At 63.0% G+C, this 20,646-nt stretch carries 23 protein-coding genes; 21 read left to right on the top strand and 2 right to left on the bottom strand.

Annotation, left to right across the window (positions count from 1 at the left end):
* The first annotated feature begins 111 nt into the window (after window positions 1-111).
* From ACX12D_RS13090 to ACX12D_RS13075, 4 genes are all read left to right on the top strand, one after another.
* Window positions 112-1,113: an RluA family pseudouridine synthase gene (locus ACX12D_RS13090; RefSeq protein ID WP_459371428.1), complete on the top strand. Its 1,002-nt coding sequence runs from the start codon at window positions 112-114 to the stop codon at window positions 1,111-1,113.
* A 19-nt stretch (window positions 1,114-1,132) separates the two neighbouring features.
* Window positions 1,133-1,792, top strand: a complete 660-nt coding sequence (locus ACX12D_RS13085; RefSeq protein ID WP_459371427.1) for an HAD-IA family hydrolase — start codon at window positions 1,133-1,135, stop codon at window positions 1,790-1,792.
* Window positions 1,785-2,177, top strand: coding sequence for a Rieske (2Fe-2S) protein (locus ACX12D_RS13080; RefSeq protein WP_174425085.1), 393 nt, complete (start codon window positions 1,785-1,787; stop codon window positions 2,175-2,177). The genes ACX12D_RS13085 and ACX12D_RS13080 overlap by 8 nt, the downstream gene beginning before the upstream one ends.
* A 62-nt stretch (window positions 2,178-2,239) precedes the next feature.
* Window positions 2,240-3,409, top strand: coding sequence for a S49 family peptidase (locus ACX12D_RS13075; protein ID WP_459371426.1), 1,170 nt, complete (start codon window positions 2,240-2,242; stop codon window positions 3,407-3,409).
* Window positions 3,410-3,491: 82 nt separating this feature from the next.
* On the opposite strand, the gene ACX12D_RS13070 is transcribed toward ACX12D_RS13075, so the two are convergent.
* On the bottom strand, window positions 3,492-4,223 hold the full coding sequence (locus ACX12D_RS13070) for an SAM-dependent methyltransferase (RefSeq protein WP_174425087.1): 732 nt from the start codon (window positions 4,221-4,223) through the stop codon (window positions 3,492-3,494).
* A 51-nt stretch (window positions 4,224-4,274) separates the two neighbouring features.
* Window positions 4,275-4,874: a Maf-like protein gene (locus tag ACX12D_RS13065; RefSeq protein ID WP_441641073.1), complete on the bottom strand. Its 600-nt coding sequence runs from the start codon at window positions 4,872-4,874 to the stop codon at window positions 4,275-4,277.
* Window positions 4,875-5,122: 248 nt separating this feature from the next.
* Here ACX12D_RS13065 and ACX12D_RS13060 point away from each other — a divergent pair, with 248 nt between their 5' ends.
* The 17 genes from ACX12D_RS13060 (at window position 5,123) to ACX12D_RS12980 (ending at window position 20,646) form a co-directional block, all read left to right on the top strand.
* A complete protein-coding gene (locus tag ACX12D_RS13060; RefSeq protein ID WP_459371424.1) occupies window positions 5,123-5,719 on the top strand; it encodes a YceD family protein in 597 nt (198 codons plus the stop codon).
* Between the two features lie 119 nt (window positions 5,720-5,838).
* On the top strand, window positions 5,839-6,018 hold the full coding sequence (rpmF, locus tag ACX12D_RS13055) for a 50S ribosomal protein L32 (RefSeq protein ID WP_006158597.1): 180 nt from the start codon (window positions 5,839-5,841) through the stop codon (window positions 6,016-6,018).
* Window positions 6,019-6,341: 323 nt separating this feature from the next.
* Window positions 6,342-7,418 (top strand): phosphate acyltransferase PlsX, encoded by a 1,077-nt coding sequence (gene plsX, locus ACX12D_RS13050; protein WP_459371422.1) that lies wholly within the window; start codon window positions 6,342-6,344, stop codon window positions 7,416-7,418.
* Window positions 7,419-7,477: 59 nt separating this feature from the next.
* A complete protein-coding gene (locus tag ACX12D_RS13045) occupies window positions 7,478-8,458 on the top strand; it encodes a beta-ketoacyl-ACP synthase III (protein ID WP_150983156.1) in 981 nt (326 codons plus the stop codon).
* Between the two features lie 72 nt (window positions 8,459-8,530).
* The gene (gene fabD, locus ACX12D_RS13040; RefSeq protein ID WP_459371421.1) at window positions 8,531-9,466 is read left to right on the top strand and encodes an ACP S-malonyltransferase; all 936 of its coding nucleotides are present in this window, start codon (window positions 8,531-8,533) and stop codon (window positions 9,464-9,466) included.
* Window positions 9,467-9,481: 15 nt separating this feature from the next.
* Complete coding sequence (fabG, locus tag ACX12D_RS13035) at window positions 9,482-10,231, top strand: 3-oxoacyl-ACP reductase FabG (RefSeq protein ID WP_459371420.1); 750 nt, start codon at window positions 9,482-9,484, stop codon at window positions 10,229-10,231.
* 170 nt (window positions 10,232-10,401) lie between these two features.
* Window positions 10,402-10,641, top strand: a complete 240-nt coding sequence (gene acpP / locus ACX12D_RS13030; protein ID WP_009522116.1) for an acyl carrier protein — start codon at window positions 10,402-10,404, stop codon at window positions 10,639-10,641.
* A gap of 199 nt (window positions 10,642-10,840) precedes the next feature.
* Window positions 10,841-12,073, top strand: a complete 1,233-nt coding sequence (gene fabF, locus ACX12D_RS13025; RefSeq protein WP_441641067.1) for a beta-ketoacyl-ACP synthase II — start codon at window positions 10,841-10,843, stop codon at window positions 12,071-12,073.
* Between the two features lie 49 nt (window positions 12,074-12,122).
* Window positions 12,123-12,590 (top strand): hypothetical protein, encoded by a 468-nt coding sequence (locus ACX12D_RS13020; protein ID WP_459371419.1) that lies wholly within the window; start codon window positions 12,123-12,125, stop codon window positions 12,588-12,590.
* A 129-nt stretch (window positions 12,591-12,719) separates the two neighbouring features.
* The gene (gene rpoE / locus ACX12D_RS13015) at window positions 12,720-13,319 is read left to right on the top strand and encodes an RNA polymerase sigma factor RpoE (protein ID WP_006158605.1); all 600 of its coding nucleotides are present in this window, start codon (window positions 12,720-12,722) and stop codon (window positions 13,317-13,319) included.
* Window positions 13,320-13,453: 134 nt separating this feature from the next.
* Window positions 13,454-14,083, top strand: a complete 630-nt coding sequence (locus ACX12D_RS13010; RefSeq protein WP_150983159.1) for a sigma-E factor negative regulatory protein — start codon at window positions 13,454-13,456, stop codon at window positions 14,081-14,083.
* 8 nt (window positions 14,084-14,091) lie between these two features.
* Window positions 14,092-15,165: a MucB/RseB C-terminal domain-containing protein gene (locus tag ACX12D_RS13005; RefSeq protein WP_441641064.1), complete on the top strand. Its 1,074-nt coding sequence runs from the start codon at window positions 14,092-14,094 to the stop codon at window positions 15,163-15,165.
* A 112-nt stretch (window positions 15,166-15,277) separates the two neighbouring features.
* Window positions 15,278-16,768: a DegQ family serine endoprotease gene (locus tag ACX12D_RS13000; RefSeq protein WP_459374016.1), complete on the top strand. Its 1,491-nt coding sequence runs from the start codon at window positions 15,278-15,280 to the stop codon at window positions 16,766-16,768.
* A 14-nt stretch (window positions 16,769-16,782) separates the two neighbouring features.
* Window positions 16,783-17,088: a glutaredoxin family protein gene (locus ACX12D_RS12995; RefSeq protein ID WP_459371418.1), complete on the top strand. Its 306-nt coding sequence runs from the start codon at window positions 16,783-16,785 to the stop codon at window positions 17,086-17,088.
* A gap of 240 nt (window positions 17,089-17,328) precedes the next feature.
* Complete coding sequence (gene lepA, locus ACX12D_RS12990; RefSeq protein WP_150983163.1) at window positions 17,329-19,122, top strand: translation elongation factor 4; 1,794 nt, start codon at window positions 17,329-17,331, stop codon at window positions 19,120-19,122.
* An 87-nt stretch (window positions 19,123-19,209) separates the two neighbouring features.
* Entirely contained in the window at window positions 19,210-20,109 is a 900-nt protein-coding gene (lepB, locus tag ACX12D_RS12985) for a signal peptidase I (RefSeq protein ID WP_174425133.1), read from the top strand.
* A gap of 222 nt (window positions 20,110-20,331) precedes the next feature.
* On the top strand, window positions 20,332-20,646 hold the full coding sequence (locus tag ACX12D_RS12980; protein ID WP_459374015.1) for a DUF4845 domain-containing protein: 315 nt from the start codon (window positions 20,332-20,334) through the stop codon (window positions 20,644-20,646).

Here is a 20,646-nt window from a genome sequence, read left to right as displayed (position 1 = left end):
CGGGAGGCTGGCAGGGTTGGCGGCAACCCGAAGTGTAAAATACGACGAATCGCCTACACCTGACTTGCGCTGCCGGTCTTTGGCCGGAACAGCGAGGAAATTATATTGAAAATGAATGAGTTACGCCATCAAATTGAAAAAGAGGTGCGGGCCGCCGCGGCCGGGCCCCAGGTGGCGTACGTAACGATTGGCGACGAAGCCGATGGCCAGCGTATCGACAACTTCCTCCTGAAGCTCTCGAAAGGGGTGCCCAAGAGCCATGTCTACCGCATCCTGAGGTCGGGCGAAGTGCGTGTGAACAAGGGGCGGGTCGACGCCACCTATCGCCTGCAGTTGGGCGACGTGGTACGGATTCCGCCTATGCGTGTGGCGGCTTCGGCACCTGATGCCGGCAAGTTCGTGCCGCCGGCCAGCTTTCCTGTGGTCTTCGAGGATGAATACCTGCTGGTGATCAACAAGCCTGCCGGCGTGGCCGTGCATGGCGGCTCCGGCGTGGCATTCGGCGTGATCGAGCAATTGCGGCGCGCCCGCCCGCAGGCCAGGTTCCTTGAGCTTGTGCACCGTCTCGACCGCGAAACCTCCGGCCTGCTGGTGCTGGCGAAAAAGCGTACGGCGCTGGTGAACCTGCACGAGCAGATGCGCGGCAGTGCGCTGGACAAGCGCTACTTCGCCTGCGTGGCGGGACATTTCGAGAATGCCCGGCAGCACGTGAGATTCCCGCTATATAAGTACACCACCCCGGAAGGCGAGCGCCGCGTGCGGGTGCAGGAAGATGGCATTGCGTCGCATACCGTGTTCAACCGGCTCGAGGTCATGCCGGGCTACACCTTGCTCGAGGCCGAGTTGAAGACCGGGCGGACCCACCAGATCCGGGTCCATCTGGCGCATTCCGGCTTCCCGATCCTGGGCGACGAAAAATACGGCGATTACGCCCTCAACAAGGCGCTGGCCCGTAGCGGCGCGAATCCCGGGCTCAAGCGCATGTTCCTGCACGCGCACAGCCTGACATTTACGCATCCGATAAGTGGAGAAATCACCACTGTCGTTGCACCCATGCCGCCGGAGTGCGAAGCGTTCCTGCAGCAAGCCCGTAACCAGCGCGCCGCTGACTAAGGCGCTAACAAGGATATTCATGGCCAGGCAACGCTTCGACCTGATCGTGTTCGACTGGGATGGAACCCTGATGGATTCCACCCCGACCATCGCCAAATGCATCCAGTTGGCCAGCCGCGACCTCGGCTTGCCGGTGCCCGACGACCGCGCCGCCAGCCACGTGATCGGGCTGGGACTCAAGGATGCGCTGTCGTACGCCGTGCCGACGCTCGATCCCGCCGACTATCCCCGGCTGGCCGAGCGCTACCGTTTCCACTTCCTGACCCGCGACGCCGAACTGGTGCTGTTCGACGGGGTGCGCGAGATGCTGGAAGCCTTGCGCGCCGAGCACTATTTCCTTGGCGTGGCGACGGGCAAGACCCGCGTCGGCCTGCAGCGCGCCCTGGAAGCGACCGGCCTCGTGCGCCTGTTCGACGGCACGCGTTGCGCCGACGAGACCTTTTCCAAGCCCCACCCGGCCATGCTGCAGGAGCTGACCCGCGAACTGGGGCAGGACATGGAGCGCACGGTGATGATCGGCGATACCACCCATGACCTGCAGATGGCGGCCAATGCCGGCGCTGCGGGCATCGGCGTAGGCTACGGCGCGCATCCCGCGGACGCCCTGCGCGCGATGGCGCCGCTGCATTGCGCGACATCCATCGCCGACCTGAAAGACTGGCTGCTGGCGCATGCTTGACGCAACGGGCCAGGGGATGACCGGAGAGCGGCACCTGTGCGCGGCCGAGGACCTGGCTGACGGCGGCGCCGGGGTGCGTTTTGTGGTCGAAGTGGGTGGGCGTCCCGTAAGCGCGTTCGTCGTGCGCTTCGAGGGGGCCGTCCATGGCTACCTGAACCAGTGCGCGCATGTGCCGATGGAGCTCGATTGGCAGGAGGGACAGTTTTTCGAGTCCTCGGGCCTATACTTGATGTGCGCGACACATGGCGCGGTTTATGCGCCGGACAGCGGCTTGTGCGTGGGCGGCCCCTGCCGGGGCGCTTCATTGTCCAAGCTGCGCGTCGAAGAGCGCGACGGCAATGTGTACTGGCTGCCGGAAAGTCCATACGAAGCACCCGCGGGCTAGCGGGCAGCCGGGAGGCCCGGTGCCCAGGCCCGCCTATCTATTCATAATCAAGAGCCAACTGCATGACTGAAGAGCAAAAGCCGCCGCAGGACGAATCCGGCAAGGCGCAGGAACCGGTGGCTTCGGCCAGCGCCGGGGCGCCCGGGGCGGGGGATGAACGGCTGGAAACCGTCTCGCAGGCGGATTACCCGCTGGAGCAAGAGTTGCGCGCCGGAGATGCTGCTTCGCAGAAAGAAGCCGGCCAGCGCCAGGCGCGCATGGCAGGTCGTGACGTCGGTCCCGTCCCCACGGGCACAGGCTGGGAGCGGGATGTGCTGGAAAGGGTGCTGATGGCGACGCTGCGCGAGCAGCGCGCGGCACGCCGCTGGCGAATTTTCTTCCGCTTCGCCGGGCTCGCTCTGCTAGTACTGATTTTCCTTGCTGTTTTCGACTTCAAGGGCGACGGCACCATTGCCACGAGCGGTCGCCATACGGCGATGGTATCGCTCGACGGCGAGATCGCCGCCGGGACGCCGGCCAGCGCCGAATCGATCAACGCAGCACTGCAAGCCGCATTTGCCGACACCAATGCCGCCGGGATTATCCTCAAGATCAATTCGCCGGGTGGCTCGCCGGTACAGGCCGGCATGATCAATGACGAGATCCGGCGCCTGCGGACGCTTTATCCCGCCAAGCCGTTCTACGTGGTGGTGGAGGAGATCTGCGCCTCGGGCGGCTATTACGTGGCGGCGGCGGCCGACAAGATCTATGTCGACAAGGCTAGCATTGTCGGCTCGATCGGCGTGCTGATGGACGGCTTTGGCTTCACCGGGCTCATGGACAAGCTGGGCGTCGAGCGCCGGCTTTATACCTCCGGCGCCAATAAGGGCATGCTCGACCCGTTCTCGCCGCAGGTGCCGAGGCAGAAGCAATACGCCGAAACCATGCTCAAGCAGATCCACCAGCAGTTCATCGACGTGGTCAAGGAAGGCCGGGGCGATCGCCTGAAGGACGATCCGGACCTGTTCTCCGGCTTGTTCTGGTCCGGCGAGCGCAGCGTGGAGCTGGGCTTGGCCGACGGCCTGGGCAACGCGGACTACGTGGCGCGGGATCTCTTCAAGGCCGAGGACATCGTCGACTACACCGTCAAGGAGAATATTGCGGAGCGGGTAGCCAAGCGTTTCGGCGCGGCGATGGGCACGGCGGCGATGAAGACCATGCTGTTCGGCACGCGCGTGCAGGCCATGCATTAAGTCGGCCGAGCTGGGCACGGAGTAAAAAAATGGGGCGAAAACGCCCCATTTTTCGTTTGTTGCTTCGTTGGCCGACCGTCGCTCAGGCTGCCAGCAAGGAGAAAATGGCCGGGCGCTTGTTCAGTGCCAGCCGCTCCGGGCGCCAATCGGAGATGGGCAGCGTGACGATCGTCTCGCTTGGCAAGGTCAGGTCTACCGCGATCGACAGCAGGCTGGTGCCTGCGCAATGCTGGCGCATGGCTTCCAGCAAGGGGCCATTGCGGTACGGTGTCTCGATCCAGACCTGGGTCTGGCGTGCCTTGCGCGATAGCTGCTCCAGCTCGCGCAGGCGCTTGGCGCGCTCGCCGGCATCCACCGGCAGGTAGCCGTTGAAAGCAAAGCTCTGGCCATTGAGGCCGGACGCCATCACGGCCAGCAGAATCGAGCTCGGGCCCACCAGCGGGCGCACGCGCACGCCCTTGGTGTGAGCCAGGCGCACCAGGTTGGCGCCGGGATCGGCCACTGCCGGTACGCCCGCTTCCGACAGCAGGCCGCCGTCGCGCCCTTCGCGGATCGGTGCCAGCAGTGCGGCCAGTTCGCCTTCCCGCGTATTGACGTTGAGCTCGCGGATTTCGATCTGCTGGATTGGCTTGGCCAGCGGGCAGGTTTCGCTGAGCTTCTTCAGGAAGGCGCGTGCCGTCTTGGCATTTTCCGCCACCAGGTAGTCCAGGCTGGCCGTGATTTGCTGCACGCCAGCCGGAATGACATCCGCGAGCGGGTCGAACTCGTCGCGTTTGCCCAAGGTGTTGGGGATCAGGTACAGGGTGCCGCTCATGCTTGGATTCTCATTTGTCTTCTGTGGCTTGGCGCAGGGTGGGCGAAGCCCTTAATCCTGGAAGAAAGGGTAGCCGGCCTGGCGCAGCATATTGGTCAGCGCGATCAGGGGCAGGCCTACCAGCGCGGTGGGATCGTCGGATTCCATATGTGAGAGCAGGGCGATGCCCAGTCCTTCGGATTTGGCGCTGCCAGCGACATCATAAGGGCGCTCGATGCGCAGGTAGGCATCCAGTTCCTGGTCGGGAAGATCGCGGAAAGTCGCGCGCGTCTGGACGTCCGCCAACTGCGCCTCGCCGTTACGGCTGTCAAGCAGGCACAACGCCGAGTGAAAAGTGACGGTGCGGCCGCGCATCCATTGCAATTGTGCCAGGGCCTTCTCGTGGGATCCGGGCTTGCCGATCTGCCTGCCGTCCAGCGTGGCGACCTGGTCAGAGCCGATGACCAGGGTGCCTGGATGCCGCTCGGCAATGGCCTGTGCCTTGGCGTGGGAGAGCCGCAGCGCGGTGGCCTCGGGGCTTTCGCCGGGCTGCGGGGTTTCGTCGATGTCGGGGATCGCCACCTCGAAAGGAATGCGCAGGCGTTCCAGCAGTTCGCGGCGATAACGTGAGCTGGAACCCAGGATCAGGGTGGGGCGGGAAGTTTGCGACATAAGTAATTGAGCGAAAAGGGAAAGCGGCGAATGACCGTCTTCCAAAATTTTGACCGCGGCAGCAGAATCGACGTATAATCTCGCGTTTAGCCAAGCAAGTCCGGCGCAATACCGTGTTTTTTCCGGTGTTGTGTAGCTTCCGAGTCACGTTTCGACGGTGCGTATACAGGTATATGTCAGGTATACGTAAAAATGCGTCGAAGCCGCGATCCTCCGGGAGGCCTCCCGGCATGACGGCACGATAAGACATGACCCAGCCGATTGACCTGCGCGCGCTCGATCTCTTTGCGTTTTGCCGCGCTGGCGACGACGCCACCGGCGAAGTTGCTGCTCGCGATTTGCCGCGCATCATAGCCGAGACTGCGGCGCAAGCGCCAGCATCGGCACCGGACGAGGTGTTCAGCTACGCGCTTTCCGGCTTTGTCGAGGAAGAGGCGAGCGAGCCCGGCAAGCCCGCGGTGGAGCGCCTGTTCGTCGAACTGGCCGTGAATGGCCGGGTCTGGCTGGATTGCCAGCGCTGCCTGCGGGTCTACGAGCAGCCGATCGCCACGGACATGTGTTTCGAGGTGGTCGCCAGCGAGGCGGATGCCGATGCGGCGCCCATGGACGACGACGAGCTCGATGTCATCGTTGGCTCCAAGCGCTTCGACCTGCTGACGCTGATTGAAGATGAAGTGCTGCTGGCTTTGCCGGTGGCGCCCAAGCATGACGTTTGCCCCACGGTGCACGAAAGCCTCGTGACCGGGGTGGACGGACAGGCGGAACCTGAACCAGAGGTTCTGCCGGAAGAAGAAAAACGGCCTTCGCCCTTTGCGGCGCTGGCCGGCCTGAAAACGAAGCACTGAAGCCGGTTCGCCGGCATCTGGCAACGTTCCAAGGCACCAGGATCAGCATCCGGCCGGGCCCGGCTACGCCTCGTGCGGGATGCGTGTGTTACCATTGAAAAATTCTCGAAGGAGTCATCATGGCAGTTCAACAGAACAAGAAGTCGCCCTCCAAGCGCGGCATGCATCGCTCGCACGACCACCTGACCACGGCAGCGCTGGCAGTGGAGCCGACCACGGGCGAAACCCACCTGCGTCACCACGTGAGCCCGAACGGCTACTATCGTGGCCGCAAGGTCATCAAGACCAAGAACGACTGACAGATCGTTCGGCGTGACTTTGCGTCTCGTACGCGCACGTTGGTAGGTCAAAAACAAAAAAGCGGCAAAATCGTTGCCGCTTTTTTGTTGCGCGCTCGCAGCGCAAACCGTAGCGCAGGCTTCCACCGGGCCGATTTGCGCCGCCGGCTCAAGCTGAGTGCATGGCTAGATGCCGTGCGCGGCGGCGAGGGCGGCGCCAGATCTCGCCGTGGAGCGCTCCGGGAGTGCCGTCGGGTTGCCACCGGCTGGTCAGGGTCATGCCTGCCCGGCTTGGGAGCCAGGATTTCAAGTCACGCCGACCAGCGCTTCTGCACCAGGAAACAATGACGATCAAACTAGCTATCGACTGCATGGGTGGCGATCACGGTGTCTCCGTGACCGTACCGGCGGCGATCAGTTTTCTCTCCAGCCATAGCGACGCCGAAGTGGTGCTGGTCGGCTTGCGGGACAGCATCGAGCCGCAGCTCAAGAAGCTGCACGCGCTCGACCATCCGCGCGTGCGCATTGTCACCGCGTCCGAAGTCATCACCATGGATGACCCCGTTGAAGTGGCGCTGCGCAGGAAGAAGGATTCCTCGATGCGCGTGGCGGTGACCCAGGTGAAGGAGGGGCTGGCTGGCGCGTGCATCTCGGCAGGCAATACCGGCGCCCTGATGGCGGTGTCGCGCTATGTGCTGAAAACGCTCGAAGGCATCGAGCGGCCGGCTATCGCCACCACCATTCCCAACGAGCAGGGCTGGGGTACCACGGTGCTCGACCTCGGTGCCAATGCCGACTGCGAGCCCGAGCACCTGCTGCAGTTCGCGCGCATGGCGGAGGCCATGGTCGCCGTGGTGGATCACAAGGCACGCCCGAGCGTCGGCCTGCTCAACATCGGCGAGGAAGTGATCAAGGGCAACGATGTGGTGAAGCGCGCGGGTGAGCTGCTGCGTGCTTCGGAACTCAACTTCTACGGCAACGTGGAAGGCAACGACATCTTCAAGGGCACTACCGATATCGTGGTGTGCGATGGCTTTGTCGGCAACGTCGCGCTAAAGAGCAGCGAAGGGCTGGCCAAGATGATCGCCAACATGATCAAGGAAGAATTCACGCGTTCGTGGTTTACCAAGCTGCTGGCGGTCCTGGCTTTGCCGGTACTCAAGCGATTGTCCCGGCGCCTGGACCCGGCGCGCTACAACGGCGCTTCCCTGCTCGGCCTGCGCGGGCTGGTCGTCAAAAGTCATGGTTCCGCCGACGCGCACGCTTTTGAGTGGGCTATCAAACGCGGGTATGATGCGGCCAGGAATGGTGTGATCGAACGCACCATTCAGGCCTTCGCCAACAAGTCAGGTAACAGCACTCCGGCTACCGGCCCGCAGTCAGGCGCCGAGGATTCCAGTCCAAGCCCGCACGCCGCCTGAGGTCTTGATGTAGATGCCGCGGGCGACGACCCGTGGCCAGACGATCGATCCGACATTACATGACAAGCTACGCAAAAATCATCGGGACCGGGAGCTATTTGCCTCCGCGGCGCGTCACCAACCAAGATATCGCGGCGCAACTGGCTGAGAAGGGCATCGAGACCAGCGACGAATGGATCTTTTCGCGCAGTGGTATCTCGGCCCGCCATTGGGCCGAACCGGATGTCACCAGCAGCGACCTCGCCGTCAAGGCGGCGGAGCGCGCGCTGGAGGCTGCCGGCATCGATCGCCAGAGCATCGACCTGATCATCGTTGCCACTTCCACGCCCGATTTCGTCTTCCCCAGCACCGCCTGCCTGGTGCAGCAGAAGCTTGGCATCACCAACAACTGCGCGGCGTTCGACCTGCAGGCCGTGTGCTCCGGCTTTGTCTATGCGCTGGCCACCGCCGAGAAATTCATCCGCAGCGGTTCACACCGCAATGCGCTGGTGATTGGCTCGGAAGTGTTTTCCCGCATCCTGGATTTCAACGACCGCACCACCTGCGTGCTGTTCGGCGACGGTGCCGGCGCAGTCGTGCTGTCGGCCTCCGAGGAGCCCGGCATCCTGTCGTCGGCGATGCACTCCGACGGCAGCCATGTGGATATCCTGTGCGTGCCGGGCAACGTCTCGGGCGGCAATATCACTGGCAACCCCTTCTTGCACATGGATGGCCAGGCTGTGTTCAAGCTGGCGGTCACCGTGCTCGACAAGGTAGCGCGCGAAGCACTCGCGGGCGCGCAGTTCCCGGCGGAAAAGGTCGACTGGCTGATTCCGCACCAGGCCAATATCCGCATTATGCAAAGCACGGCCAGGAAGCTTGGCCTGCCCGCCGAGCGCATGGTGGCTACGGTGCATGAGCACGGCAACACCTCGGCTGCCTCGATCCCCCTGGCGCTCGACGTGGCGGTGCGCGATGGCCGCATCGGTGCGGGGCATCACGTGCTGATGGAAGGCGTGGGCGGCGGATTCACCTGGGGCGCGGTACTGCTGCGCATGTAATATTCGGGCCGGCGCGGCGGTGTCATGCCGCTGCACCGACCTGGCGCCATTCATCTTTACGATTCGATTGCGATGAAATTCTCCTTTGTATTCCCAGGGCAAGGCTCGCAGGCAGTTGGCATGCTCAACGCCTTTGCCGGCAATGCGGTAGTCCGTGCCACGCTGGATGAGGCATCCGCCGCACTTGGGCAGGACCTGGGCCGACTGATCGCCGAAGGCCCGGCCGAGGACCTGAACCTCACCACCAACACGCAACCGGTGATGCTGACCGCCGCCGTGGCCATCTACCGCGCCTGGCTCGACGCGGGCGGCACGGCTCCGGCCGTGGTGGCAGGGCACAGCCTGGGCGAATATTCCGCGCTGGTGGCAGCCGGCGTGATCCCCTTCGCTGACGCGGTGCCGCTGGTGCGCTTCCGCGCACAAGCCATGCAGGAAGCCGTGCCGGTTGGCGAGGGCGGCATGGCGGCCATCCTGGGCCTGTCCGACGATGACGTGCGCGCCGCTTGCGCCGAAGCCTCGGCGACCGGTGCCGGCGTGGTGGAGGCCGTGAACTTCAACGCCCCGTTGCAGGTGGTGATCGCCGGCAACAAGGGTGCCGTGGAGAAGGCCTGCGAAATGGCCAAGGCACGTGGCGCCAAGCGCGCGCTGCCGCTGCCGGTGTCGGCACCGTTCCACTCGTCGCTGCTCAAGCCCGCATCGGACCGCCTGCGCGAGCGCATGGCTGGCATGGTGTTTACCGCGCCGTCGATTCCGCTGGTGAACAACGTCGATGTGGCCATCGTCAATGACCCGCAAGCCATCAAGGACGCGCTGGTCCGCCAGGCCGCAGCCCCGGTGCGCTGGGTCGAGTGCGTGCAGAAGATCGCTGCGGAAGGCGTGACCCATGTGATCGAGTGCGGCCCCGGCAAGGTGCTGGCCGGCATGACCAAGCGCATCGACGGCAGCCTGGTGGGCGGGGCGATCTTCGATCCGGCCTCGCTGCAGGACACGCTGGCGCTGCTGAAGTAAACAAGGACCAACGCAATGACAAAATTTCTGGAAAACCAGGTCGCGCTGGTAACCGGCGCATCGCGCGGCATTGGCCGCGCCATCGCACTGGAACTGGCCGCCCAGGGCGCCACGGTGGTGGGTACCGCCACCAGCGAGGCGGGTGCAGCTGCCATCAGCGAGTACCTGGCGGCAGCCGGCGGCAAGGGCCGCGGCGCCGTGCTCAACGTCAATGATGCAGCGGCGTCGGAAGCGCTGATCGACGAACTGGTCAAGGCACATGGCAGCCTGGGCGTGCTGGTGAACAATGCCGGCATTACCCAGGACCAGCTCGCCATGCGCATGAAGGACGAGGACTGGGGCGCGGTGATCGAGACCAATATGACGGCGGTGTTCCGCCTGTCGCGCGCCGTGCTGCGCCCGATGATGAAGGCCCGCGGTGGCCGTATCATCAACATCACCTCGGTGGTCGGCTCGACCGGCAACCCGGGCCAGATGAACTACGCGGCGGCCAAGGCCGGCGTGGAAGGCATGAGCCGCGCGCTTGCACGCGAGATCGGCAGCCGCAACGTCACCGTCAATTGTGTGGCGCCGGGCTTCATCGATACCGACATGACCAAGGTTCTGTCGGATGAGCAGCATGCGGCACTGAAGACGCAGATCCCGTTGGGCCGGCTCGGCCAGCCGGAGGACATCGCACATGCGGTGGCCTTCCTGGCAGGTCCGCAGGCGGCCTACATCACTGGTACAACGCTCCATGTGAATGGTGGCATGTACATGAATTGATCACCTTGTGCGGTGGCCGGATTCGAGGGAGAAGCCGGCAGAAGCTGTACGAAGTGGTTATTTTTAAAACTGATCGGGCGCAGTTCTTGCAATAGATGGCGGGGGGCATTTTTATGGCCCAAACCTGCTAAAATGCGCCCACTTTTTGTCGAACTTCCCTGGAGGGTTACATGGACAATATCGAACAACGCGTCAAGAAAATCGTGGCAGAGCAACTCGGCGTGGCCGAGGCAGACATCAAGACCGAATCGTCGTTTGTGAACGACCTGGGCGCTGACTCGCTCGACACGGTTGAACTGGTGATGGCGTTGGAAGATGAATTCGGCATGGAAATTCCTGATGAGGAAGCCGAGAAGATCACGACCGTGCAACAGGCAATCGATTACGCCACTGCACACGTCAAGGCCTAAGCCTGTCGTATCTGAATTCCGAGCCACAGAAGGCAGGCGCGTGGGCCCATGGGTCCGCCGCGTTGTTTTCTGTGGCTTTCGTCTGTTCGAAGAAGCACAATTGGATGCGTTGCGCCGGTGTCGGTGCAGCCAGTTGCTGGCCGTTGGCCTGCATCGATTCCCAATCCGGTTTTGTTTCACGTACCCGTAGGAAATCATAGTGAGCCGTCGTCGCGTCGTCGTCACTGGGCTTGGCCTTGTGTCTCCGGTCGGAAACACGGTTGCCGAAGGCTGGGCCAACCTGGTTGCCGGCAAGTCTGGCATTGCCACCGTCACCAAATTCGATCATTCCGCGCTTGCCGTGCACTTTGCTGGCGAGGTCAAGGGGTTCAACGCCGAGGACTACATCCCGGCCAAGGAAGCCCGCCATATGGATACCTTTATCCACTATGGCATTGCAGCGGGTTCGCAGGCGCTGAAGGATAGCGGCTACGAAGTGACCGAAGCCAATGCCGATCGCATTGGCGTGCTGGTCGGATCGGGCATCGGCGGCCTGCCGATGATCGAGGATACCCACGCGGAGCTGACCAATCGCGGCCCGCGCCGGATCTCCCCGTTCTTCGTGCCTGGCTCGATCATCAACATGATCTCGGGCCACCTGTCCATCATCCATGGACTCAAGGGCCCCAACCTGGCCGCGGTCACGGCTTGCACCACCGGCCTGCACAGCATTGGCCTGGCAGCCCGCCTGATCCAGGCGGGGGATGCCGACGTGATGCTGGCCGGTGGCGCTGAATCCACCGTCTCGCCGCTGGGCATCGGCGGTTTCGCCGCAGCGCGTGCGCTGTCGACCCGTAACGATGACCCCGCAGCCGCCTCCCGCCCCTGGGACAAGGATCGCGATGGCTTCGTGCTGGGCGAGGGCGCCGGTGTGGTCATGCTCGAGGAGTACGAGTCGGCCAAGGCGCGTGGCGCCAGGATCTATGCGGAGCTGATCGGCTTCGGCATGAGCGGCGATGCTTACCACATGACCGCGCCCAATATGGACGGCCCCCGCCGCTGCATGGCCAACGCCCTCAGGGATGCTGGCATCAATGCGGACGAAGTCGGCTATCTGAACGCGCACGGCACCTCGACTCCGCTTGGTGACAAGAACGAGACCGAGGCGATCAAGCTGGCCTTTGGCGATCACGCCTACAAGCTGGCTGTCAACTCGACCAAGTCGATGACCGGCCACTTGCTGGGTGGCGCGGGCGGGCTTGAGTCGGTCTTTACCGTGCTGGCGCTGCACCACCAGGTGTCGCCTCCGACCATCAATATCTTCAACCAGGATCCCGAGTGCGACCTGGATTACGTGGCCAATACGGCACGTGACCTGAAGATGGACGTGGCGGTGAAAAACAACTTCGGCTTCGGCGGCACCAACGGCACGCTTGTCTTCCGTCGCGCCTGAACCCGGCGGCCGCCGGGTGGCTTCCCCTTTGCGTTCCAGGGCCCATCCCTTGCGGTGGGCCCTGGCGCTGTTCCTGACCTGCGAGCTGGCAACGTTCGCGTTGCTGGCCCGGCAAGGCGTGCAGGAACTGGGGCGCTCGGCGCAAAGCTGGGATCTGACGCAGTGGCTGTTGGTAGGCGGCCTGGCCGGGCTATGCGGCTGGCTGGCCTGGCATTGGCCCAAGCTCTGGCACGGCGCCGCCTGTACCTACGGCGGCCTTGCGCCAGGGCGGGACCGTACCGGCCGGCCTGGCATCCTGGTCGACACGCCGGGCGGCAGCCGCGCGATAGCGAGGGTGGAATCCAGCTGGGAACTCGGTGAGCTGGCGCTCGTGCTGGCCCTGGAGCCGGTGACCGGACGGCCGCCACGTTTGCTGGTGGTCAATCGCGTATTTGCCGGTGCCAGCGCATTGCGTGCCCTGAGGCGCACGATTCGGGTTGCGCGCCGCGAAGGCCCGGCGGCCGGCGAGGCCGGCTGATGCGCGGCTATTTCAACCATTCTTCACAATATGCGTTGCAACGCACTGACCGTGCGGCCCGCAACGTAGGTAAAATACAACGTTTGTCGTGAAGACGATACCAAGAGATACACTGCAGGTGAAATATTCGTGAGCGAACGCGAAGCCGATCAGCTCCTCGTTGAACGCGTCCAGCAGGGCGATAAGCGGGCCTTTGAATTGTTGGTGGTGAAATACCACCGCAAGATCATCAGGCTCATTTCGCGTTTGGTGCGGGATTCCGCGGAAGTGGAGGATGTGGCACAAGACGCCTTCATCAAGGCGTATCGAGCATTGCCGCAATTTCGCGGTGAGTCGGCGTTCTACACTTGGTTGTACCGGATCGCGGTGAACACGGCGAAGAACTACCTGGCGACCCAGGGACGCCGGCCGGAAGCCTCCAGTGATATCGATGCCGAAGAGGCTGAAACTTTTGCGGACGGTGAGCAACTAAGAGATATCAATACACCGGAGTCGATGCTCCATACCCGCCAGGTGGCCGAGACGGTCAACCGCGCGATGGAAGCACTGCCCGAGGAATTGCGCACCGCCATCACCCTTCGCGAGATCGAGGGCCTCAGTTATGAGGAGATCGCGGAAGCCATGGGTTGCCCGATCGGCACGGTCCGGTCACGCATCTTCCGGGCGCGCGAGGCGATTGCCGATAAATTGCGCCCGCTGCTGGGAACAGCAGAGGGCAAGCGGTGGTAGCAGGTAGTGATGCTTGGTGGTAAGCAGTAAATAAAATGTCGTGCGGCCAGCGTTGCAGCCTATTCCTGCATCGAAAAACGACAAAGCAGTAGACGGGATTGTCGGTTGTTCAATGGTTTTTCTAGGGGTGGGAAATGGGTCAGGCTCATAAGCAGTCGGTTCATGAAGTGGAAGCAGCGGAGCAAATCTCCGTGCTGATGGATGGCGAGCTGGCGCCGCACGAAGTAAACGCAGTGCTGGATCTCGCGAAAAGCGAGGCAGGCATGGCGAGTTGGGCCTCATATCAATTGATTGGCGATGCCCTGCGTTCGGAAGAACTGACGCATGCCGGCTCGACCGATGATTTTCTTTCCCGGTTTTCCGCTCGTCTGGACAGTGAGCCGCATGTGCTGGTGCCTGCCGTCGCCAAGGCGTCGTCGGCTCATCGCCTGCTGTTCAAGCCGTCGTGGGTGCGCCGCGTCATGCCCAGCACCGCGATTGCCGCCGCAGTGGCCGCCGTCAGCTGGGTGGCCGTGCCGCAAATGCGCGGCGCCGCCGACCTCGGCACGCCGGATGCGGTAGTGGCGCGTGTCGAGCAACCTGCAGCGCCCAAGGCTGGTGGCATCGTGACTGTCTCCGCCGATAACGCGCAGATGATCCGCGATCCCCGTCTGGATGAATATCTCCGCGCTCACCGCGTCTCGGTTGCCACCGATGCGGTAGTGCCGACCATGCGCCAAGTGGCTAACAGCGCAAACTTCTCTCAGGACAATTCGCAGGAATAATGCCGGACATGCATAAAGGATGGTCGCCCGCCAACGTAGCGGGCGCACACAGAATTAGGGCCCTTCGCAGGTCCTTTTTTCTGGCCTTGTGTCTGACTGCGGCTGCGGCAACTGCGCAGCCGCCGGACAATACGCTGGCCCGTCGCGACGCAACGGCCTGGCTCAACAAGATCCATCGCGCGGCCCAGCGCGAGAATTATGTCGGTACGCTGATTTATCAGCGTGGCAGCGTGATGCATGCATCGCGTATCCAGCACTACAGCGATCTCGTCAACAACGAGTATGAACGGCTTGAGACCCTCGACGGCAAGCCGCGCGAGGTGCTGCGCCAGAACGACATCGTCCACAGCCTGATTCCCGAGGCCAAGCTGGTGGTGGTGGAGAAGCAGGAGGCCAAGGATCGTTTCCCGGCGCTGCTGGCCACCAACAAGAGCGATGTGCTCGATATCTACGATATGCGCAAGCTTCCGGGCGAGCGCGTGGCCGGCGTCGAGTGCGAGGTCTTTTCGCTCGAACCGCATGACGCAGCGCGCTACGCCGTGCGGCTGTGGGCGGAGAAGAATTCCGGCTTGCTGATGCGTGCACAGACCCTGGGCGAGGCCGGCAAGGTGCTGGAACAGGTTGCTTTCTCGCAAGTCGATATCGGCGTGCCATCGGAAAAGCAGCGCATTCTCACGGCCATCAAGAACTCCGGCTCCTGGACTCACTATGAGGTGACCAACCATCCGGCCAATATTGCCGACGAAGGCTGGAGCATCGCGGTTCCGGTCAAGGGGTTCCTGAAGATCCGTGAGGTTCGCCGCCCGCTGGGAGAGTTGCGCGCACCGCAGGCCAACCCGCGCGGCAATGTCTTCGAAGTGCTCCAGATCGTCTACAGCGATGGCTTGACCGGCCTGTCGGTGTTTATCGAGCCGGTTTCCGAGCAGCGCGTGCGCCGCGAGGGCGTCGCCTCGCTGGGTGCCACGCAGGTCGTGGTACGCCGCGTAGCCGATTTCTGGATCACCGTGGTGGGTGAAGTCCCGCCGGCCACAGTGAGGCAGTTTGCCTCGGCGGTAGAATACAAACCACCGAAGGCCCACTAGGCCGGATCGCGGCGCCGCCGCGGGCGTGAACACCGCCTGCGGGCCGCCGCTGATCGGCAACCCTGCCGCCTGTGCTTTCTTCCTCTTTTCGCTGATTTCCCGGGAGTCGACGATGTCACCAAGATCTCCAGCCTTGGCTCGGACCGTGCTCATGGCTGCCATTCTCGCCTTTGCACCCTTTGCCGCTGAGCTGAGTCACGCCCAGGCCGCCGCGCCGTCCTATAACCTACCCGACTTCACCGAGCTGGTGGAAAAGGCCGGTCCGGCTGTCGTGAACATCCGCACCACCGAGCGCGTGCGCGCGCGCGGCACGCCGGGGGGGACGGAAGATGACGAAATGGCAGAGTTCTTCCGCCGTTTCTTTGGCGTGCCCATGCCAGGTGCACCCACGCCGCCGGGCGCCCCGCGCCGTGGCCAGCCGCCGCAAGGCGAGGAGCAGAGTCGTGGCGTGGGATCGGGTTTCGTCATTAGCCAGGATGGCTATGTGATGACCAATGCCCACGTGGTTGCCGATGCGGAAACCATCTACGTCACGCTGCCCGACAAGCGTGAATTCAAGGCCAAGCTGATCGGCTCGGACAAGCGCACCGATGTCGCCTTGCTCAAGGTCGACGCGACCGGCCTGCCAAAGCTGACGCTCGGCGATTCGGACAAGGTTCGCGCGGGCGAATGGGTGCTGGCCATCGGTTCTCCCTTTGGTCTCGATAACACCGTGACCGCAGGCATCGTCTCCGCCAAGGGGCGCGATACCGGTGACTACCTGCCGTTCATCCAGACCGATGTGGCGGTCAACCCCGGCAATTCCGGCGGTCCGCTGATCAACCTGCGTGGCGAGGTGATCGGCATCAACTCGCAGATCTACAGCCGCAGCGGCGGCTATATGGGTATCTCCTTCGCCATCCCGATTGACGAAGCCATGCGGGTCACCGAGCAGCTCAAGGCGACCGGCAAGGTCACGCGCGGACGCATCGCGGTGGCGATCGGGGATGTGACCAAGGAAGTTGCCGATTCTCTCGGCCTGGGCCGTGCCCGGGGCGCGCTGGTCGGCAGCGTCGAGCCCGGTGGCCCTGCCGAGAAGGCGGGGATCGAGGCCGGTGACATCATCCTCAAGTTTAACGGTCGCGACATCGAGAAGGCGTCGGATCTGCCGCGCATGGTTGGCGACATCAAGCCGGGCACGCGCGTTCCGTTGCAGCTCTGGCGCAAGGGCGCGACGCGCGAGGTGTCCATCACCGTGGCCGAGCTGGATGCGGATGCGAAGGTGAAGGCCCGCGGCACTGGCCCGCGCGACGATAGCACCCCGCCGGCGGCCAAGCCCAATGCGCTTGGATTGATCGTCAATGAGATTCCCGACGCAAAGCTCAAGGAGCTCAAGATCAAGTCGGGGGTCGAGGTCGAGCAGGCGGATGGTCCGGCGATGCGCGCCGGCATTCGGCAGGGCGACATCATCCTGCGGTTGGGCGACAGCGATGTGACCAGCCCTAAGCAGTTCAACGAACTGGTCAAGGCACTCGACAAAGCCAAGATCGCCGCGGTGTTCGTGCGCCGCGGGGATGCCACCCAGGTGCTGACCTTGCGGCCGGGCACGATGTCCTCGCGCTGACCGGCGCTGCCATCATGGCCGATCTCACACTGTATGGCAGGAGCTACTGCCATCTGTGCGAGGACATGAAAATCGCGCTGGAGCTGCTCCGGCGCGATTTTTCCTTTGTCTTGCACGAGGTGGACGTGGATGCCGATCCGGCGGCCATGGCCCGTTTCGACGAGCTGGTGCCTGTGCTGATGGCCGGTTCTCCGGCCACCTCGGACGCGGAGCTTTGCCATTACTTTCTTGACGAAAAGCGGGTGAGGGCGTGGTTGGCCGCACATGCGGGGCCGCGGGCGCGTGAACGGGTGGGTCATGGGGCGCCAGATGGCACATAAGTGCGCCCGGCGAAGCCTGGTTTGGCTGCGGGGCTAGCGCCGTGGTCCATTTCGCAATACGGAAGTCCTTGAAAATACGGTAAAATCGCAGTTTGGCGTAAAGTCTGCGTCACCAACCTGCGGCCGGGATCGGCGTGCGCCCCGCAGGGCGCCAGTTCCAGGCCGTTCATAATTGCTGCGCCGCCCGGCGTGCCCACGCGGGCACTTCGTGGCCTGAAACGGCGCACCCCTGAGCATCAGATGGACCATATCCGCAATTTCTCGATCATCGCCCACATCGACCACGGTAAATCGACCCTGGCCGACCGCATCATCCAACTTTGCGGAGGCCTGTCCGATCGCGAGATGGAAGCGCAGGTGCTTGACTCGATGGACATCGAGAAGGAGCGCGGCATTACCATCAAGGCGCAGACCGCCGCGCTGAGCTACAAGGCGCGTGACGGCAAGATCTACAACCTCAACCTCATCGATACCCCGGGACACGTCGACTTCAGCTATGAAGTGAGCCGCTCGTTGTCCGCCTGCGAAGGCGCGCTGCTGGTGGTCGATGCATCGCAGGGCGTGGAAGCGCAGACCGTCGCCAACTGCTACACCGCGATCGAGCTCGGTGTGGAAGTGGTGCCGGTATTGAACAAGATCGACCTGCCGTCGGCCGATCCCGAAAACGCGATCCGCGAGATCGAGGAAGTGATCGGCATCGACGCGCATGACGCCACGCCTTGCTCGGCCAAGACCGGCCTCGGCGTGCAGGACGTCATTGAGGCGATGATCGCACGCGTGCCGCCGCCCAAGGGCGATCCCGCCGCCCCGCTGCAGGCCCTGATCATCGACTCGTGGTTCGACAACTACGTGGGCGTGGTGATGCTGGTGCGCGTGGTCAACGGCACCCTCAAGCCCAAGGACAAGGTCCTGCTGATGGCCACGGGTTCGCAGCACCTGGTCGAACAGGTCGGCGTGTTCTCGCCCAAGTCGCTGCCGCGCGAGTCGCTGCAGGCAGGGCAGGTGGGCTTCGTGATCGCCGGCATCAAGGAACTGAAGGCCGCCAAGGTGGGTGACACCATCACCACCATGGCGCGCAAGGCAGCCGAGCCGCTGCCTGGGTTCAAGGAAGTCAAGCCGCAGGTGTTCGCCGGCCTGTACCCGGTGGAAGCCAACCAGTACGAAGCGCTGCGCGAATCGCTGGAAAAGCTCAAGCTCAACGACGCGTCATTGCAGTACGAGCCCGAGGTGTCGCAGGCGCTTGGCTTCGGCTTCCGTTGCGGCTTCCTGGGCCTGCTGCACATGGAGATCGTGCAGGAGCGCCTGGAACGCGAATTCGACATGGACCTCATCACCACCGCACCGACGGTGGTGTACGAGGTCGACATGCGTGACAAGACCAAGCTGATCGTGGAGAACCCGGCCAAGATGCCGGACCCGAGCCGCATCGAGAACATCCTCGAGCCCATCGTCACGGTCAACCTGTACATGCCGCAGGCCTACGTCGGCTCGGTGATCACGCTGTGCACGCAGAAGCGCGGCACGCAGATCAACATGAGCTATCACGGCAAGCAGGTGCAGCTTACGTATGAGATTCCGATGGCGGAAATCGTCATGGATTTCTTCGACCGGCTGAAGTCCGTGTCGCGCGGCTACGCCTCGATGGACTATGAGTTCAAGGAGTATCGCGCTGCCGACGTGGTCAAGGTGGACATCCTGATCAACGGCGACAAGGTCGATGCCTTGTCCGTGATCGTGCACCGTTCCAACTCGCAGTACCGTGGCCGCGAAGTCGTGTCCAAGATGCGCGAGATCATCCCGCGCCAGATGTACGACGTAGCCATCCAGGCCACCATCGGCGTCAACATCATCGCGCGCGAGAACGTTAAGGCGCTGCGCAAGAACGTGCTTGCCAAGTGCTACGGCGGCGATATCTCGCGCAAGAAGAAGCTGCTGGAGAAGCAGAAGGCGGGCAAGAAGCGCATGAAGCAAGTGGGTTCGGTCGAGATTCCCCAGGAGGCCTTCCTCGCGATCCTGCAGGTGGGCGACAAGTAAGCCGGCTGGCCCGCGCCGGCACTGCCGGCAGGCTTCTGGCAGTGGTTGACGCGGACTCTATCAAAACAACACGACGATCTAGCCGACATGAATTTTGCACTGATCCTTTTTGTGCTTGTGGTTATTACGGGCATTGCCTGGGTGGCTGACAAACTGGTGTTCGAGAAGCAGCGGCGGCTTTCCGCCCAGTCCGCGCTGGCCGAGTTCGATGCGCGCAAGGCTGATCTCCAGGGACGCTACGGCGTCGGCGAGATCGACACGTCGCGTAGCCGCCTCGCCGAGGAAAAGCTGCGCCAGCCTTGGTGGCTGGAGTATTCGGCAAGCTTCTTCCCGGTGATCCTGGCCGTGTTCGTGCTGCGCTCCTTCGTGGTCGAGCCGTTCAAGATCCCGTCCGGCTCAATGATCCCGACGCTGCTGATCGGCGACTTCATCCTGGTCAACAAGTACGACTACGGCATCAGGCTGCCGGTGGTGAACAAGAAGATCCTCTCGGTCGGCGACCCGAAGCGCGGCGACGTGATGGTGTTCCGCTACCCGAAGGATCAGTCCCTCGACTACATCAAGCGTGTGATCGGAGTGCCGGGCGATGTGGTGAGCTACCAGAACAAGCGCCTGACCATCAACGGCAAGGCCGCAGACTACAGCCCGCTGCCCGACTACCTGGATGAAGAACGGCTTTCGTATTCGAAGCATTTCCGCGAGAAGCTGCCCGACGGCCCGGAGCACGGTATCCTCAACGACGCCGACCGGCCGCCGTTTGTCTCCGGCGCGGACCCCGATTTTCCGTTCCGCGAAAACTGCACTTACAATCAGCAAGGGCTGACCTGCAAGGTGCCGCAAGGTCACTATTTTGTGATGGGCGACAACCGCGACAACAGCCTGGATTCACGTTATTGGGGCTTCGTGCCCGATCAGAATATTGTCGGCCGGGCATTCCTGATCTGGATGAACCTCGGCAATATCGGACGCGTGGGGGCGTTCAAGTAAGCCTTCCGCGGCGCGAATAAATCACTCCAGTCAAGCGAGGGAAAGCGCAACATGGGTCAACAGGGTCAGAAAGGTCAGAAGGGCCAGGCTGGTCACACGGCACTGGCAAAACAGGCAGAACAAGCAGAGCAATCGGATCAATCGTGTCGGGAGGTTGGTTCAAAGAGGGGGGGGGCGCGTCTGGCGGGGCGGTACAAGGCGCGCGGATTCTCCCTTGGCAGCTTGCTGATCGTCATCTTGATTGTCGGAGGCATCGTGATCCCGGCGGTCAGGGCGATCCCAAGCTTGCTGGAGTACTTTTCGGTCAAGCGCGCCATCAGTTATGCCAAGCAACAGGCATCCAACAAGCGCGAAGTGGCCGATTATTTCGCCAAGCAGGCACAGATTGACCGTATCACCGCTGTGCGCAGCGACGATCTGGACATTCAGGAGGACGACAATGGCACGATCCGCTCGGTGGGCTTTTCCTACCGTAACGAGGTGCCGTTATACGGCCCTCTGAGCCTTATGATTACCTATTCGGGAACGCAGTACTGA

Source organism: Cupriavidus sp. PET2-C1, from assembly GCF_054515855.1.
The sequence above is the reverse complement of the archived record's forward strand: the minus strand, read 5'-3'. Positions and strand labels throughout refer to the sequence as shown.

What these genes read in the sequence shown, in the direction of transcription:
- ACX12D_RS13090 (WP_459371428.1), top strand. Translation starts at nt 112, where the DNA reads ATGAATGAGTTACGCCATCAAATTGAAAAAGAGGTGCGGGCCGCCGCG.
- ACX12D_RS13085 (WP_459371427.1), top strand. Translation starts at nt 1,133, where the DNA reads ATGGCCAGGCAACGCTTCGACCTGATCGTGTTCGACTGGGATGGAACC.
- ACX12D_RS13080 (WP_174425085.1), top strand. Translation starts at nt 1,785, where the DNA reads ATGCTTGACGCAACGGGCCAGGGGATGACCGGAGAGCGGCACCTGTGC.
- ACX12D_RS13075 (WP_459371426.1), top strand. Translation starts at nt 2,240, where the DNA reads ATGACTGAAGAGCAAAAGCCGCCGCAGGACGAATCCGGCAAGGCGCAG.
- ACX12D_RS13070 (WP_174425087.1), bottom strand. Translation starts at nt 4,223, where the DNA reads ATGAGCGGCACCCTGTACCTGATCCCCAACACCTTGGGCAAACGCGAC.
- ACX12D_RS13065 (WP_441641073.1), bottom strand. Translation starts at nt 4,874, where the DNA reads ATGTCGCAAACTTCCCGCCCCACCCTGATCCTGGGTTCCAGCTCACGT.
- ACX12D_RS13060 (WP_459371424.1), top strand. Translation starts at nt 5,123, where the DNA reads ATGACCCAGCCGATTGACCTGCGCGCGCTCGATCTCTTTGCGTTTTGC.
- rpmF (WP_006158597.1), top strand. Translation starts at nt 5,839, where the DNA reads ATGGCAGTTCAACAGAACAAGAAGTCGCCCTCCAAGCGCGGCATGCAT.
- plsX (WP_459371422.1), top strand. Translation starts at nt 6,342, where the DNA reads ATGACGATCAAACTAGCTATCGACTGCATGGGTGGCGATCACGGTGTC.
- ACX12D_RS13045 (WP_150983156.1), top strand. Translation starts at nt 7,478, where the DNA reads ATGACAAGCTACGCAAAAATCATCGGGACCGGGAGCTATTTGCCTCCG.
- fabD (WP_459371421.1), top strand. Translation starts at nt 8,531, where the DNA reads ATGAAATTCTCCTTTGTATTCCCAGGGCAAGGCTCGCAGGCAGTTGGC.
- fabG (WP_459371420.1), top strand. Translation starts at nt 9,482, where the DNA reads ATGACAAAATTTCTGGAAAACCAGGTCGCGCTGGTAACCGGCGCATCG.
- acpP (WP_009522116.1), top strand. Translation starts at nt 10,402, where the DNA reads ATGGACAATATCGAACAACGCGTCAAGAAAATCGTGGCAGAGCAACTC.
- ACX12D_RS13010 (WP_150983159.1), top strand. Translation starts at nt 13,454, where the DNA reads ATGGGTCAGGCTCATAAGCAGTCGGTTCATGAAGTGGAAGCAGCGGAG.
- ACX12D_RS13005 (WP_441641064.1), top strand. Translation starts at nt 14,092, where the DNA reads ATGCATAAAGGATGGTCGCCCGCCAACGTAGCGGGCGCACACAGAATT.
- ACX12D_RS13000 (WP_459374016.1), top strand. Translation starts at nt 15,278, where the DNA reads ATGTCACCAAGATCTCCAGCCTTGGCTCGGACCGTGCTCATGGCTGCC.
- ACX12D_RS12995 (WP_459371418.1), top strand. Translation starts at nt 16,783, where the DNA reads ATGGCCGATCTCACACTGTATGGCAGGAGCTACTGCCATCTGTGCGAG.
- lepA (WP_150983163.1), top strand. Translation starts at nt 17,329, where the DNA reads ATGGACCATATCCGCAATTTCTCGATCATCGCCCACATCGACCACGGT.
- lepB (WP_174425133.1), top strand. Translation starts at nt 19,210, where the DNA reads ATGAATTTTGCACTGATCCTTTTTGTGCTTGTGGTTATTACGGGCATT.